This is a genomic window from Ensifer sp. EB106-05-01-XG146, from assembly GCF_058791875.1.
On record NZ_JBYTDX010000002.1, the window covers coordinates 1639014 to 1652588 of the forward strand.

Here is a 13575-nt window from a genome sequence, read left to right on the forward strand (position 1 = left end):
AGAGGCTCCCCGAAGACGACCTCCGGAGAGCCCGACGCTTATTGCTTCACGAAGATCGCGTCGTAGTTGATGACCCGGGTCGGATCGACGTAGATCTCGCCCTCGCCACCCATTCGCGGCGACTTGGCGACGACGCGGCGCTCGTTGGTGACGGGCACCCACGGCGCATCGGCCATAATGTCGGTGAAGATCTTGCCCCATTCCGCCTGCCGCTCGGCCGCCTTTGCCGGATCGGACATGGAATCGGCGGCAACGGCGCGCTTGTCGAGTGCCTCGTTGCAGTACCACGACCAGTTCCAGCCGCCCTGGACCGCACCGGAGCAGCCGAGGATCGGGCCGTAGAAGTTCGACGGGTCCGGGAAGTCGGCGATCCAGGCCATACCACCCGACCAGATCATCGGCGCTTCGCCTTCGGTGCCGCCGGCGGCAATGACGTTGGCCTGGGCCAGCGCCCGCACCTCCGCCTTGATGCCGATGGCGGCCAGATCCTGCTGGATCGCCTGGGCGATGCGCGGCTGCGGGTCGGTGTTGGTCGAATAGAGCACCGTCTCGAAGCCATCGCCATGTCCGGCCTCGGCGAGCAGGGCCTTCGCCTTCTCGACGTCATAGTCATAACCGGTGAACGCCTTGTCGTAACCCGGCATCAGCGGCGGCAGCGGCTGGTTGGCGGGCGTCGCGCGACCATTGAGGATGCGGGTGATACGCTCCTTGTTGATCGCCATATTGACGGCCTGACGAACCTTTACGTCGTCGAAGGGCTTCACCTTGGTGTTGAGCGTGACATAGCCGGTATGGAGCTGCTGTCCATCCACGATAATCTCGGCGCCTTCAGGCGAATTCTTGATTTCGAGGAATTTTGCCGGCGGAATACCGTCCCCGGCAATATCGACCTCCCCCTTCTGCAGTCGCAGCAGCGCCACCAGCGGCTCCTGGCCGACCTCGACCGTGAACTTGTCGATATGCGGCATGTCCTTGACGAAATAGTCGGGGTTGCGCTCGAAGGTCAGGCTCTGACCGACGGTCCAGTCCCTAAGGACGAAGGTGCCGGAGCCGACCGGCTTCTTGCCGAAGTCGCCGGCGGCAGCCTCGACCGCTTCCTTTGGCACGACCGAGGCGAAGTTGACGGCGAGCACGTGCAGGAAGGTTGCGTCCGGGCGCGACAGGTGGAAGACGACAGTCGCATCATCCGGCGCCTCAATGCCTTCAAGCGTCGCCGCCTTGCCGCCCGAGAGATCGTCGAAGCCCTTGATCGCGCCGAAGAAACCGGCGCCCGGCCCCTGCGTCTTCGGGTCGACCGCCCGTTCGATCGAATACTTCACGTCCGAGGCGACGATCTCGCGGCCGTTGGTGAATTTCACGCCCTTGCGCAGCTTGAACGTATAGGTCAGGCCATCCGGCGCGACGTCGAAGGTTTCGGCGAGCGACGGCACCAGCTCGGTGGTACCCGGCTTGTAGTCCATCAGGCGCGAGAACAGGCTCTTGATCATCGACCAGTTGACCCAGTCGTAGCCGATGGCGGGATCGAGCGTGGCGATATCGTCCTTGTAGGTGATGACGATATCTCCGCCCTGTTTCGGCGCATCCTGTGCAAGGGCCGAGAGCGGTGCTGCGAGCAGTGCCGCAGCGACGGTTGAAGTTCGAAGCCAGCTTTTGAACATTGTTGTTCCCCTTTTTGGTTGGTTTCGGATTAGCGGGCGCGGATGCGCGGATCGATGAGCGGCGCGACGAGGTCGGCAAGGAGGTTGCCAAGCACGATCGCGAGCGCCGAGACGAGCGTCACCCCCATGATGATCGGAATGTCGACCTGCTGGATCGCCTGCCAGGCGAGCTGGCCGATGCCTGGCCAGCCATAGACGGCCTCGACGACAACGACCCCACTCATGAATTGGCCGATATCGATGCCGACCATGGCGATGACGGGTAGAAGCGCGTTCGGCAGCGCATGGCGGAAGATGATGCGGAACGAGGACAGGCCCTTGGCACGTGCGGTGCGCACATAATCCTGGTTCAAGACGTCGATCATCGCCGAGCGCACCATGCGCGCATACCAGCCGGCACCGAGGATGCCGAGCGTCAGCGCCGGCAGGACCACATGGGCGAAGCTGCCGAAGCCGCTCATCGGGAACCAGGCGAGCGTGACCGCGAAGACATAGAGCAGCAAAAGGGCCGCAACGAATTGCGGTGCCGAGACGCCGACGAAGGATGCCATCATCACGAGCCGATCGACGAAACCGCCGCGCCGGATGGCCGCGACGACACCGAGAAACACGCCGAGCAGGACTTCGACGAAAATTCCGGCCGCCATCAGGATCAGCGTTGCCGGCAGGCGCGCCGCGATCAAGGTACCGACATCGGTCTTCTGCGCGTAGGAGCGACCGAGATCGCCCTGCACCAGCCCCTGGAGATAGCTCCAGAACTGAACGAGCAGCGGCTGGTCGAGCCCGAGTTCCCGACGAATGTTGGCGACCGTCTGCGCCGTTGCGCTGCGCCCGGCGATCATGCGCGCCGGGTCGGCGGGAAGCGCATAGAGCAACAGGAAGGTGATGGCGGCAACGCCGAGCAGGATGAGCGCGGTCTGCACGAGACGGCGCAGCAGAAGGAATGCCATCTCAGCCCCTCCCGCGTTGCGTCGGGTCGAGGATATCGCGGAGCGCATCGCCGACCAGATTGAAGGAGAGCGCGGTCAAAAGGATGACGGCGCCGGGGATGAACACCAGCCAGGGCGCGGCCTGGAAATAGCTCTGGCTCTCGAAGATGATGTTACCCCAGGAGGGTGTCGGCGGCTGGACGCCGATGCCGAGGAATGAGAGCGTCGCTTCGAGCAGCACCGTGGTTGCGATGCCGAGCGTGCCCCAGACGATCGCCGTCGGCACCAGATGCGGCAGGATGTGGTGAAACAGGATGCGCCCGTGGCCGGCGCCGAGTGAGCGCTCGGCGAGGATGAAGTCGCGTTCGACCAAGCCACGGGTCTCGGTATAGACGATGCGGGCGACCTGGACCCAGTTGACGAGCGCGATCACCATGGCGACGATCCAGAGACTTGGGCGCAGCAGTGCGGCAAGGACGATCGCCAGCAGCAGCGCCGGAAAGGCCATCATCAGGTCGGTGAAGCGCATCAGTGCGCTGCCGATAAGGCCCCGCATGTAGCCCGAGAGAATGCCGATCATGAGCCCGATCGAGACGGCAACGCCATTGGCGACGAGGCCGATGACAAGCGAAGTTCGGGCGCCATAGAGCAGGCGCGAAAAGAGGTCGCGGCCGAGCGTATCGGTACCGAGCAGGAACTGAGCACTCGGCGGCAACGGCGCTCCTTCGAGCGTCAGCCCGTCGAACATCTGTTCGTCCGGGCTATAGGGGGCAACCAGCGGAGCGGCCAAAGCGAGCATGACGACCAGTGCAACGACGACGAGACCGAACAGCGCCGCCGGCTGCCTGAACATGGATTTCAAAACCTGCATCAACCGGCCTCCGGCAAGGGCTCGGCACCGCCGAGGATGGAACCGGCGATCTGCTCCATCGACAGGCGCTTTTTCATCGCGCAATTGCGCAGGATTCCATAGGCTTGTTCTTCGTTGACATGGCAGGCCTGACCGATCTTCTGCACGGCGGCATGAACGAGCGGGCGCATGCGCACCCGTTCTTCGAGATGGGCGATCTTGTCGGCGACGGCGCGGCGCTCCTCGTGGATCCCAACCGCCAACACCAGGGCCGGGTAGACCGCCGAGGACGCGACCGGCTTGGCGATGATGGCCGCAACCCCCTGCCCCATCGCCCAGGCGACCCGGCCCGGTGCTTCCGAGCCGAGCAAGGCGATCAGCGGCCGTGGCGCCTGTTCGTCCTTCCAGGGCAAGAGCCCGCTCCAGCCCTGGTCAGCGTCGACGAGGATGATATCGGGCAGGTCGCGCGCATCGAGCGGCTGCCATTGTACGGTGACGTCGAAGCCGAAGAGCTTGAGCTGTCGCACCAGCCGCTCCGTCGTCTGGTCTTCGCGGTGCAGGATTGCCGCACGCCAGCCGGTGAAGTTCGGTGTTTCCCTCATGAGACGATCCGCAATTGGGGCGCCTTGCGCTTGCGCTGGCCGGTCAGATAGGGGTCGGCGGCAATTGACGGCAGCGATGTGACGATGTCGAAGCCTCCGTCGTCGCTGATGCGGCCGAGATGGAACGGCAACGCCGCATGGTGGGTCTGCGGATCGATCCTGAGCGGGCCGAGCACACTCTGATGCGCCGCTGCCGAAACAAGCTGCGTGATCGTCGCGGGATCGTCGACGCCCGCCTCGATGATCGCCTCGGCGCAAAGCTTGACGGAGGCATAGGCGCTGGCAAACAGGCTGGAGATGCGTCGCCCGGGGCCGAAGCGACTGGCAACGCGCAGCTTGAAGGCCGCATTGTCGGGCGAAACCACCGTGTCGAAATAGGAAGCGGCGCAGAGCTGGCCGGTCGCGACCCCGAGGCCAATGTCCGTCAGCTCGCACTCTTGCAGGTCGCAGCTGACGACCGGGCAATTTTCCGGCCGGAACCCCGGATCGCGCACGGCGAGCGCACGGATCGCCGCGTGGAAGGCGTAGCTGGAAGGACCGACGAGATTGTTGAGGATGAAGCTCGGCCGGCGCTGCTCGATTTCGGCGACGATCCGCTCGACCGCGGTTTCCTCGAGCGGCAGGTAACGCTCGCCGAGGATTGCGCCGCCGGCTTCCTCCACCAGCTCACGCGCCAGGCGGTTCATTTCCCAGCCCCAGACATAGTTTGCGCCGATCAGATAGGGCCGGTTGCCGAAACGCGGCAGCAGATAGTCGAGCAAGGGCAGCAAATGCTGGTTCGGGCAGCCGCCCGTATAGATCACGTTGTCGTTGGCCTCGAAGCCCTCATAGGGGCACATGTACCAGAGCAGGCCGTCGTGCTTTTCGACAAGCGGAATGACCTCCTTGCGAGCGAGCGAGGTGATGGTGCCGATGATGTGGCGGCATCCGTGGTCGCGCAGCAGCGATCTGGCGCCTTCGAGATAGCGGTCGATATTGGCTTCCGGATCGATGAAAACCGGCTCGATCCGGCCCGGATGGCTTGCCGCAATCTCCTCGATCGCCAATTCCGCGCCGTCGCGACAGTCGCGGCCCATCGTCCCGTAGGGCCCGGTCGTCGAATAGAGGATGCCGATCTTTACCGCGCCGCTCATGTACCCGCCAAAAACCAAAAACCCCACGACGCCGGGCCCATCGAAGATGGGGGCATCATGGGGCGAAACTGCCCGTCGACCATCGAGGTCATGTGAATGGATTGATCATGCTCAATCTGAGAGCATGATTAAGATACGGGCAATCGACGGCTGTCAAGCAAGGATTGGCAAGCTCGCAACCTATTATACGCAACTTTACAGACAGAGGCGGGTGGAGCACCGCAATCAAGCGCCACTGCTGCGCGGAGGCGCGTAGGAGGACATTCGGCCGACCGCATGCCGGCCGGCCGGGTCCATGTCCGGTCAGAACTTGCGGCTGATCGCGATCTTGAAGTTGCGGCCGGGCATCGCCGAGATCCCGTCGCTGAGATAGGGCTCGTAGTATTTGTCGAAGATATTGTCGACCGCGAGATGCACTTCGCCACCCTCCATGAAGCCCGATGTCGGCGTCCAGTCGAGGAAGAGGCCGTGCACCGCATAGCCGGCACTCGGCGGGCGCGCGTAGGTCTGTCCGCCCTGATTGTAGGGCGTGCGGTTCTGGTCGTCGACGAAGGTGCCTGTCCAGCCGAAGGCGAGGTCCTGATCCGGTACCTTGATCCCGGCCGTCGCGATCACGGTCAGGGGCGCCAGATCGTTGATATAGGTGTCCGGTCCCCAGACGTTGTTGACGGCGCCGGTCCGCTCGCCGGTCATCCAGGACACGCCGAGATCGGCGAACATACGCTCGGTCTCGTAGTGCGTCTGCCACTCGATGCCGCGGATATCGTAGGACGGCGTGTTCCAGTAAAATGGCACGTTGCCGGTAACGTCGGCGAGGTTGGCCGTGCCGAACCGGCGCGTTACCGGATTGGAGACGTGGTTGTTGTAGATCGAAATACGCGTCGACAGCATGTCGTCGGTCGTCAGCACGTCGTTGAAGCTCAAGTCGACACCAATGTTGAAGGTGCTGTTACGCTCGACCTCCAGATCACGGCTGGTGCCGGAAGCCTTGGTAAGCACGCTCTGGGTCGAATAGATTTCGTCAATGTTGGGCACCCGCATCGCATAGGCCCAGTCGGCAAAGAACCGCACCGACGGCGTGGCTTCCCATGACAGGCTGATCGCCGGCGTCACACCCTGGTGCGACACGGCTGAATAGTCGTGCCCGGCCAGCGGATTGTCGAACCGCGGCGCCTCGTTCGGCACGCCCTTCGAGCGCACATGGTCGTAGCGCAGGCCCGGCGTCACGGCAAACGCGTCCGTCAGTTCGATCCGATCGCGAACGAAAGCGGCAAAGGTCTTCTGCGAGCCCTCGGGCATGAACCAGGGGGCGTAGGAGCCGTAGTTGTACTGCGCCTGGGTGCGGTTGGCGATGTCATACATCCAGATGTCCCGGTCATGATCCAGGTACTGAATGCCATAGTTCAGGCTGTGCGACAGTCCGCCGAGCGTGAAGTTGGAGGTATTCTCCGCTTCGAACTTGATGTCTGTGTAGGTGGCATCGTTTTCGTAGCCGCCGACGGATGCGCTGGGGTTGAGCCCCGGAATGTCGGGCCGCTTCGCATGCTGGCCGGTCGACGAGAAGCTCCCCATCATGCGGTAATTCACCAGGTCGCTGTCGCCCGTATAGCTATAGGTAAGCGTCGAGGTGAAATCCTCGATTTCACGCCAGGTGAGAAGCCGGCGCATCGCTTCCTTGTAGCCGTAGCGGGTGATGTTGTAGTCCGACGGCGCCGACTGGCCGCGGATGGCGGCCACGGGTCCCCAATTGTCGTTTTGGCCGTAGGCGACCGTCCCCCTGATCTCGTGGCCGTCATATTCGGCACCGACATTGGCAAGCAGGGTGGTCAGCTTCGAGTTGGAATAGTTGTAGACCTCGCCGCCGCCGACGCGCATGTCGCCGCTTTTGCGCCATGTGCCGGCCAGAAGGCCATCATAGGTGATGGGGCCGCCGAAATCCGACTTTCCGTAGAGCGCGCCGGTTTCGAGAAACTGCTTGTTGGCACTCTGGAAACCGGACTTGGCCCAGACGCCCCATTCTTCGCCGGGCCTGAGTATGTCGGCCGCGTCCTTGGTCTCCATCAGCACCGTGCCGCCGAAGCCGCCATTGCCATAGCGCACCGATGTCGCGCCCTTTTCGATCTCGACGCGCTTGAGCAGTTCCGGCTCGATGAAGACTGTGCCCTGGTCGTACTTCTCGAAATTCTTCGGCGCGCCGTCGAGGATGATCCGCACGTCAGACTGCCGGGCAAAGCCGCGGATGGCGAGCGTTTGTCCTTCGATGCGCACGCCACCGCCCATCGACACGCCGGGCGTCTTCTGCAGCAATTCCGGAAGGCTCGATGCCTGGGCCTTTTCGATGTCCTCGGCATCAAGGACCGCGACGTTCGGCGCGCGGTCACCGTCCTTGGCGTCGCCGCGGGCGACAATGGGCGCGAGCTTCGTGCCTTCGCCGTCTGCCGGCGTCGCGGCTTCCACCGCACCCATCAGCTTCACCGTCGAGCTGCCGACGAAACGATAGCGGACGCCCGTTCCGCTCAGCAACCGCGCCAGCGCCTCTTCGGCCGTCATCTCGCCGGAAAGGCCTGGCGTGGTGACACCTGAGGCGACCGAGCTGTCGAACACCACCTGCAGCTTGAGCTGTGAGGCCAGGCGATTGACGGCCGTCGTCAGCTTGCCCGCAGGTACGTCGACGTGATGCCGCACCGCATCTTGCGCAAGGGCGACGGTGGTGGTGAGGGCAAACACGGTGCCTGCCATCAGCAGGTTGAGAATTCCGGATTGGCGGCGGCGGCCGGTCGTATTCGAATATGACATGATGGTTCCAGACAGAGAGATGGCCGAAACGGCCGGGGTCTGGTTTCTGGACGAACGAGGTGCCGGTTCAGGGACACCTCGTCCTCGATTTTTTTAGCGCAGGATCGTGACGTAGGCTCCGATCCGGGTGACCTTGACGTCGAAGGCTTCGGCAAGACCTTGCAATGCGCCGACGGGATCGGAGAGATCGAAGCTGCCGGACACCCGCCTGGCGCCGACGCCGGCATCGGCGATCAGGATCTTGCCGGGAACGTAGCGCCCGATTTCCTCGACGACGGACGCGATCGTGCGTTCCTCGAAAACCAGGCGCCCCTGCCGCCATGCTGCTGCCACGAATGGATCGACCGGCGTGACATCGCCGAGCCGGCCGTCATGGTCGTAGCTGACCTGCTCGTTGACCGCGACGCGGCGCGGCGGCATTGCCGCGTCCGTCGCGACCGATACGGCGTGTTCGAGAACGGTGACGCTGGTGCCGTCGTCGGTGAGGTTGACGTCGAATGCCGTCCCGAGTGCCGTCGTCGTGCCGCCTCCGGCCTTAACGACAAAGGGCCGTTGGCTGTCGGCCGCGACCTGGACGAAGGCCTCGCCACGCAGCAGCACGATCCGCCGCTCGGCGGAAGTGAACTGATAGGCGACGGCCGACTGGGCGTTGAGCTGCAGTGTCGAGCCATCCTCAAGGGTAAGAATCGGCCTTTCACCCTTGCCGGCGATGACGTCCGCCTGCATCCACAGGGCGCCGTCGAGCGCAACAAAAATGCCGGCGCCGACGCTGACGATGGCCGCCAGCGCTGTTGCGGTTTTTCGCCGCGTCCCTGTCCGCTTCACCGCCCTTTGGGCGAATTCCGGTTCGCGCCGGATCAAGAGCGATGCGTCACCGATCGCCCTTTGAGCGCGCGCAAAAATCTCGGCATGGGCAGGATCCTCCGCGCGCCAGCGTTCGAAGGCGAGCTGCAACGCTTCATCGTCGGGATCACCCGTCAGGCGGACGAGCCAATCCACCGCCTGCTCGCGCATCCTCCTGTCGCGCGCCGTCACAACACCTCCTCCAACCGGTCGAGGCAATGCAGATAGGCCTTGCGCAGATGCCGGTCGACCATGTTGCGACTGATCCCTGTGCGCATGGCGATTTCGTCCGAGGTGAGGTTGCCGATGCGGCTTGCGAGAAAGACGCGCCGCCGCTGCAGCGACATGTCCATGATCGCCCTCTTCAGGATCGCCAGCCGCCGGGGAAGATCGATGTTGGCATCAGGCGCAGTGATATCGCTGGCGACAGCCAGAGCGTCTTCTTCGCTACCGGAGAAAAGCTTGAACTCGAAGCGGTCGCGCCGCAGCCGGTCGATACCGAGATTGGCACAGGCGCGGCGCAGAAACGCCCTGAGCGACGACTTGCCCTCAAGCGGCGTGCGCCGATCGACCAACCGAACATAAAGCTCGTGAACGACCTCGTTCGCGGTTGCCGCCTGGTGACCACGCCGCCGCGTCATCGCGCAAAGCTCGTCGTAGTAGGCGACGATCGCGTCGTCGAGCATCAAATGCGAAGCTGATTTCTCTGGCATGATAGGTTTCAGGGCCGATCAGGAGCCGTCGGCAGAGCGAAGATGAGAGACAGGGCGCGGTGCAGACGAGGCAGCGCCGGCGTTCATTAGCGCGTCCGTGCGGTGTGCACAACAAATATGAGTATTGTACTCATCTTTAATTTCCGAGGCCGTCAGCAGTGCAACTAGCTCGAAAGGAGGCGTTGACCTCAGGGCTCAGAGTGAGACCCTCAGGCAGGGTTCACGCCGGTTATCAGCAAGAGCCAGATTTCCGGGCGACAAGAACCGAAAGGAGGTGGCATGAAAGAGACCGCGTCCGCTGAGAGAACGGATCACTGAGATGCAGGTGATGATTGAGGGACAGCCACGCTTCCGGCCTTTCGGCTTATCCTGTTGGGGTTTTGGAGATCTCAACACGGGAGTTGGAAGCATGACTGCGTCCTATGATTACCATATCGGCGTTGATTACCACAAATCCTATAGCCATCTGGTGGTGCAGGACAGCAGCGGCAAGACGCTGCGCTCCGGCCGGGTGAAGAACGATCGCCAGTCGCTCGGCGGGTTTCTCGAGCGGTACCGCGAAAACAGCCATGCGGTTGTCGAGGCGACGCGCAACTGGATGGTTATCTACGACTGGCTCGACGACATTTGTGATGATGTCGTTCTCGCCCACCCGTTGAAGGTCAAGGCGATCGCCGACGCCAAGATCAAGACCGACAAGATCGATGCGACCGTGCTGGCGCATTTGCTGCGCGCCGACCTGGTGCCGGAAGCCTGGGCGCCAAGCGAGCGGTCGCGGGACCTGCGTGTCGCCCTGCGGGAGCGGATGTTCTACGTGCGGCTGCGCACGATGACGAAGAACCGCATCGTCACGGTGTTTGATCGCTATCCGGAGCAGACGGCGCAATTGAAGACGCTCGGCGATCTGTTTGGTAAGGCCGGCCGCATTCAGCTTTCGCAGGTCAACGTCTCTGAGATCGACCGCATCCAGATCGACCGTGGCCTCGCTTTCATTGGCGACATCGATGAGCGGATCAAGCAGTCGGAAGCGACGATCCGGGCGATGACCAAGGCCAATCCCAACGTGAGGCTGTTGAAGACGATCCCCGGCATCGGCGAGTTCTTCGCCCGTCTGATCGACGCGGAGATCGATGACATAGCGCGGTTCCGCAACCCGAAGAAGCTGGCCGCCTATGCCGGGCTGGTGCCCTCGACCTATTCGAGCGGCGGCAAGACCTATCACGGCAAGATCATCAAGCAGGGCAACAAGTGGCTGCGCTGGGCTTTTGTCGAAGCGGTCACCCCGGCGATCGCCAGCGATCCACAGCTTCGCGCCCAATATGAGCACCTGAAGATCAGAGGAACCAACAAGGCGCGTGTGGCGATGGCGCGCAAGCTTTTGACGATCGCCTTCCAGATCCTGCGCGACCAGCGCGCTTACGAGCCGCGCGGCGAAAGCATCATCACGGAAGGCGCGTCAATGAAATCCCGACTGTCCTGATGACTTTCTAGCGAGCCTAGCAGTGCCGGGCTGCGCTCCTCAAGGAGAATGGGAAGCCGGGAGCCGAACGCCACTCTGTGACCGAAGCCAAGCCATCAGGTCACGCATTGGAGAATGGTTCAGAACCGAAGGACGGCCCTGTCCAGCGGAACGAAGACCATTGAGCCGATCGGCAAAAAAGGCCGGTCAGAACAAAACCGAACCCAAGGAAAGCCGCCAACTCAAGGCGTTCTGCCCCTTGCGTTCTTTCATTGGAGAAAGTCATGGCAGCGAACGGCAGCCTCAACGGAAAGTGCTTCTGCGGCGCAGTCGAGATCGAAGTGAGCGGCGATCCGGCCGCCATGGGTTATTGCCATTGCAGTTCCTGCCGAAGCTGGTCGGCAGGCCCGGTCAACGCCTTTACGCTCTGGCCACCGGAGAAGGTCAAGATCGTCAAGGGTGCGGACAATCTGGTTGGCTACCAGAAGACGGCAACGAGCGTGCGCAAATGGTGCAAGGCCTGCGGCGGGCATCTCATGACCGAACATCCGCTCTGGGGTGTCACCGACGTCTTTGCAGCGGCAATCCCGTCGCTTGCCTTCAAGCCGATGCTTCATGTCAACTATCAGGAGACGGTGCTGCCGATGAAGGACGGCCTGCCGAAGTATCGGGACTTCCCGCCGGCCTTCGGCGGAACGGGCGAGATGATGGCGGAATAGCTCATTTTCTGAGCACAATTCCGGACGGAAAACCGCTGTGCGCTTTTCCTGGAATTGCTTTACGCCTGCGCGGCGCCGGCCAGATAGTGCTGGAGCGCCGTGCGGGTATTGACGAACAGGCGGTCAGGGCCGAGCTGATCGGCAAAGCCGGATGCGCGCACATAGGCAAGCACGTCCGGGTTCAGCTCGGCCAGCCAGACGGTGACGCCGTGTTCGCTGATGCGGCGCTCGCCCTCCATCATCATCTGCAGCGCCGAATATTCGATGTCGAAAACCCGGCTCATGTCGAGCACGACAACTCTGGGCTTCTGCTTTGCGACCAGCATCTGCGCCTGGTCGGCCACCTGCTGGGCATTGCCAAAAAAGAGCCGACCCTCCGGGCGTAGGATCAAAAGTCCCTCGAAGGTCTCGTCATCGGGGTGCGCGGACGAGAGCGGCCGCAGCCGATCGGTGCCGCGCTTGCGGCCGACGACATAGACCTTCGCCGAGGCCGCCTGGCGCGCGAGCCCGATGAAGGACAGCACGATTGCAACGATGATGCCCTGCAGCGTGCCGAAAAACAGCACGCCGAGAAAGGCGGCCAACGCCCAGTGAAACTCCATCAGCCGGACCTTGCGGACGGAGAGGAAGTCCGCGGGCTTGATGAGCCCGACCGAGTAGACGATGACGATCGCCGCAAGCACGGCCTGCGGCAGCAGGCCGAGCAGCGGCGCCAGGACCAGCATGGTCGCAGCCGCAGCCGCCGCGGTGACCAGAGACGCCATCTGGCTGTGGCCGCCGACCGCTCGCACCACGGCGGTTTGCGACGTGCCGCCGCCGGCACTCATGGCACCGAAAAAGGCGCCCCCGAAATTCGCGGCACCCGTCGCCAGCAACTCGCGGTTCGCCCGGATCGGCGGGTCGGACGGAGCGGCAAAGGCCCGGCCGGCGGCAATGGTCTCGGTGAAGCTCATCAACGCGATGCCGAGCGCGCCCGGCAAGAGTTCCTGAACAAGACCCAAGCTCGGAAGTGTCAGCGAAGGCAGCGATTGCGGGATGAAGCCGACGGTGGAAACGCCGAGCGCGGCGAGACCCGCGAACCAGGAAAGCGCGATGCCCGCGGCCACCGCCAGAAGCGGCGCCGGCGAATGCGGCCAGAGGCGCTCCATCGCAAGCAAAGCCACCAGAGCCGCGGCCGCAATCGCGAGCGTGAGCATCGAGGTCTCGGACAGGTGCCCGGCGATGCTGAGGATATCGCGGAAGAAGCCTTCCTTGGTGATGTGAATGCCGAGCAGCTTCGGCACCTGGTCGAGCACGATGACAAGGCCGATGCCGGCCTTGAAGCCGATCAGCACCGGCGACGATATGAAATTGGCGACAAAGCCGAAACGCAGCAGCGATGCCAGGAACAGTAGCGCGCCGGTGAGCGCCGTCAGCGTCGCGGTCGCCGTCAGCAGCTTGGCCGGATCGCCATCCGGGACGGCAAGGCCGAGCTGCGTGCCGGCGAGGATCGCAAGCGTGGTGGTCGACGAGACGCTGAGAACGCGCGACGTGCCGAGAAGCGCGTAGATGATCATCGGCACGAAGGCGGTGTAGAGGCCGACACTGACGGGCAGGCCGGCGACCGTGGCATAGGCCATCGCCTTGGGCAGGACCACGGCGGCGGCCGTAAGACCTGCGATCACGTCGAGCCGCAGGCCCGCGGAGAGAGAGCGGCCGTCGCCGGCAAGTGAATGCTCATGCGATGCCATCCGGGTTGTCCTTTGGCAGGAGCTTTCATGAGATTATTCTAAAGCGATAGCACTCGGCCAAAGCGGTTGCAAGAAATGCAACTGACGGCATCGCATCCCGTTTGCCGGCCGGAAAACAGGCGCTGGAAGCCGACCCGACTCAG

The 13575-nt window shown here is 63.3% G+C and carries 11 protein-coding genes; 2 read left to right on the top strand and 9 right to left on the bottom strand.

Annotated features, from left to right (window positions below):
- Positions 1 to 38 precede the first annotated feature (38 nt).
- The 8 genes from AC3WVQ_RS27575 to AC3WVQ_RS27610 all read right to left on the bottom strand — a co-directional run bounded on the left by AC3WVQ_RS27575 (position 39) and on the right by AC3WVQ_RS27610 (position 9524).
- Positions 39 to 1658, bottom strand: coding sequence for an ABC transporter substrate-binding protein (locus AC3WVQ_RS27575; protein WP_034805443.1), 1620 nt, complete (start codon positions 1656 to 1658; stop codon positions 39 to 41).
- Between the two features lie 29 nt (positions 1659 to 1687).
- Positions 1688 to 2608, bottom strand: a complete 921-nt coding sequence (locus AC3WVQ_RS27580; protein ID WP_268088212.1) for an ABC transporter permease — start codon at positions 2606 to 2608, stop codon at positions 1688 to 1690.
- Position 2609: 1 nt separating this feature from the next.
- Complete coding sequence (locus AC3WVQ_RS27585) at positions 2610 to 3458, bottom strand: ABC transporter permease (RefSeq protein ID WP_034805438.1); 849 nt, start codon at positions 3456 to 3458, stop codon at positions 2610 to 2612.
- Positions 3458 to 4039 carry an ANTAR domain-containing response regulator gene (locus AC3WVQ_RS27590; RefSeq protein ID WP_060530382.1) on the bottom strand — a complete coding sequence of 194 codons (582 nt, stop codon included), beginning with the start codon at positions 4037 to 4039 and terminating at the stop codon, positions 3458 to 3460. The genes AC3WVQ_RS27585 and AC3WVQ_RS27590 overlap by 1 nt, the downstream gene beginning before the upstream one ends.
- The gene (locus AC3WVQ_RS27595; RefSeq protein ID WP_060521916.1) at positions 4036 to 5172 is read right to left on the bottom strand and encodes a transporter substrate-binding protein; all 1137 of its coding nucleotides are present in this window, start codon (positions 5170 to 5172) and stop codon (positions 4036 to 4038) included. Before AC3WVQ_RS27595 ends, AC3WVQ_RS27590 begins: the two co-directional genes overlap by 4 nt.
- A gap of 303 nt (positions 5173 to 5475) precedes the next feature.
- Positions 5476 to 7968, bottom strand: coding sequence for a TonB-dependent receptor (locus AC3WVQ_RS27600; protein ID WP_268088207.1), 2493 nt, complete (start codon positions 7966 to 7968; stop codon positions 5476 to 5478).
- A gap of 93 nt (positions 7969 to 8061) precedes the next feature.
- Entirely contained in the window at positions 8062 to 9003 is a 942-nt protein-coding gene (locus AC3WVQ_RS27605) for a FecR family protein (protein ID WP_162765870.1), read from the bottom strand.
- A complete protein-coding gene (locus AC3WVQ_RS27610; RefSeq protein WP_113187172.1) occupies positions 9000 to 9524 on the bottom strand; it encodes an RNA polymerase sigma factor in 525 nt (174 codons plus the stop codon). Before AC3WVQ_RS27610 ends, AC3WVQ_RS27605 begins: the two co-directional genes overlap by 4 nt.
- 409 nt (positions 9525 to 9933) lie before the next feature.
- On the opposite strand from AC3WVQ_RS27610, the gene AC3WVQ_RS27615 reads away from it, so the two are divergent.
- Together AC3WVQ_RS27615 and AC3WVQ_RS27620 are read left to right on the top strand one after the other, a co-directional pair.
- Positions 9934 to 11004: an IS110 family RNA-guided transposase gene (locus AC3WVQ_RS27615; RefSeq protein WP_192373398.1), complete on the top strand. Its 1071-nt coding sequence runs from the start codon at positions 9934 to 9936 to the stop codon at positions 11002 to 11004.
- Positions 11005 to 11267: 263 nt separating this feature from the next.
- Entirely contained in the window at positions 11268 to 11702 is a 435-nt protein-coding gene (locus tag AC3WVQ_RS27620; RefSeq protein ID WP_034798487.1) for a GFA family protein, read from the top strand.
- A gap of 59 nt (positions 11703 to 11761) precedes the next feature.
- Here AC3WVQ_RS27620 and AC3WVQ_RS27625 read toward each other — a convergent pair whose 3' ends face one another.
- Positions 11762 to 13432, bottom strand: coding sequence for a SulP family inorganic anion transporter (locus AC3WVQ_RS27625; protein ID WP_034798485.1), 1671 nt, complete (start codon positions 13430 to 13432; stop codon positions 11762 to 11764).
- Between the last annotated feature and the right edge of the window lie 143 nt (positions 13433 to 13575).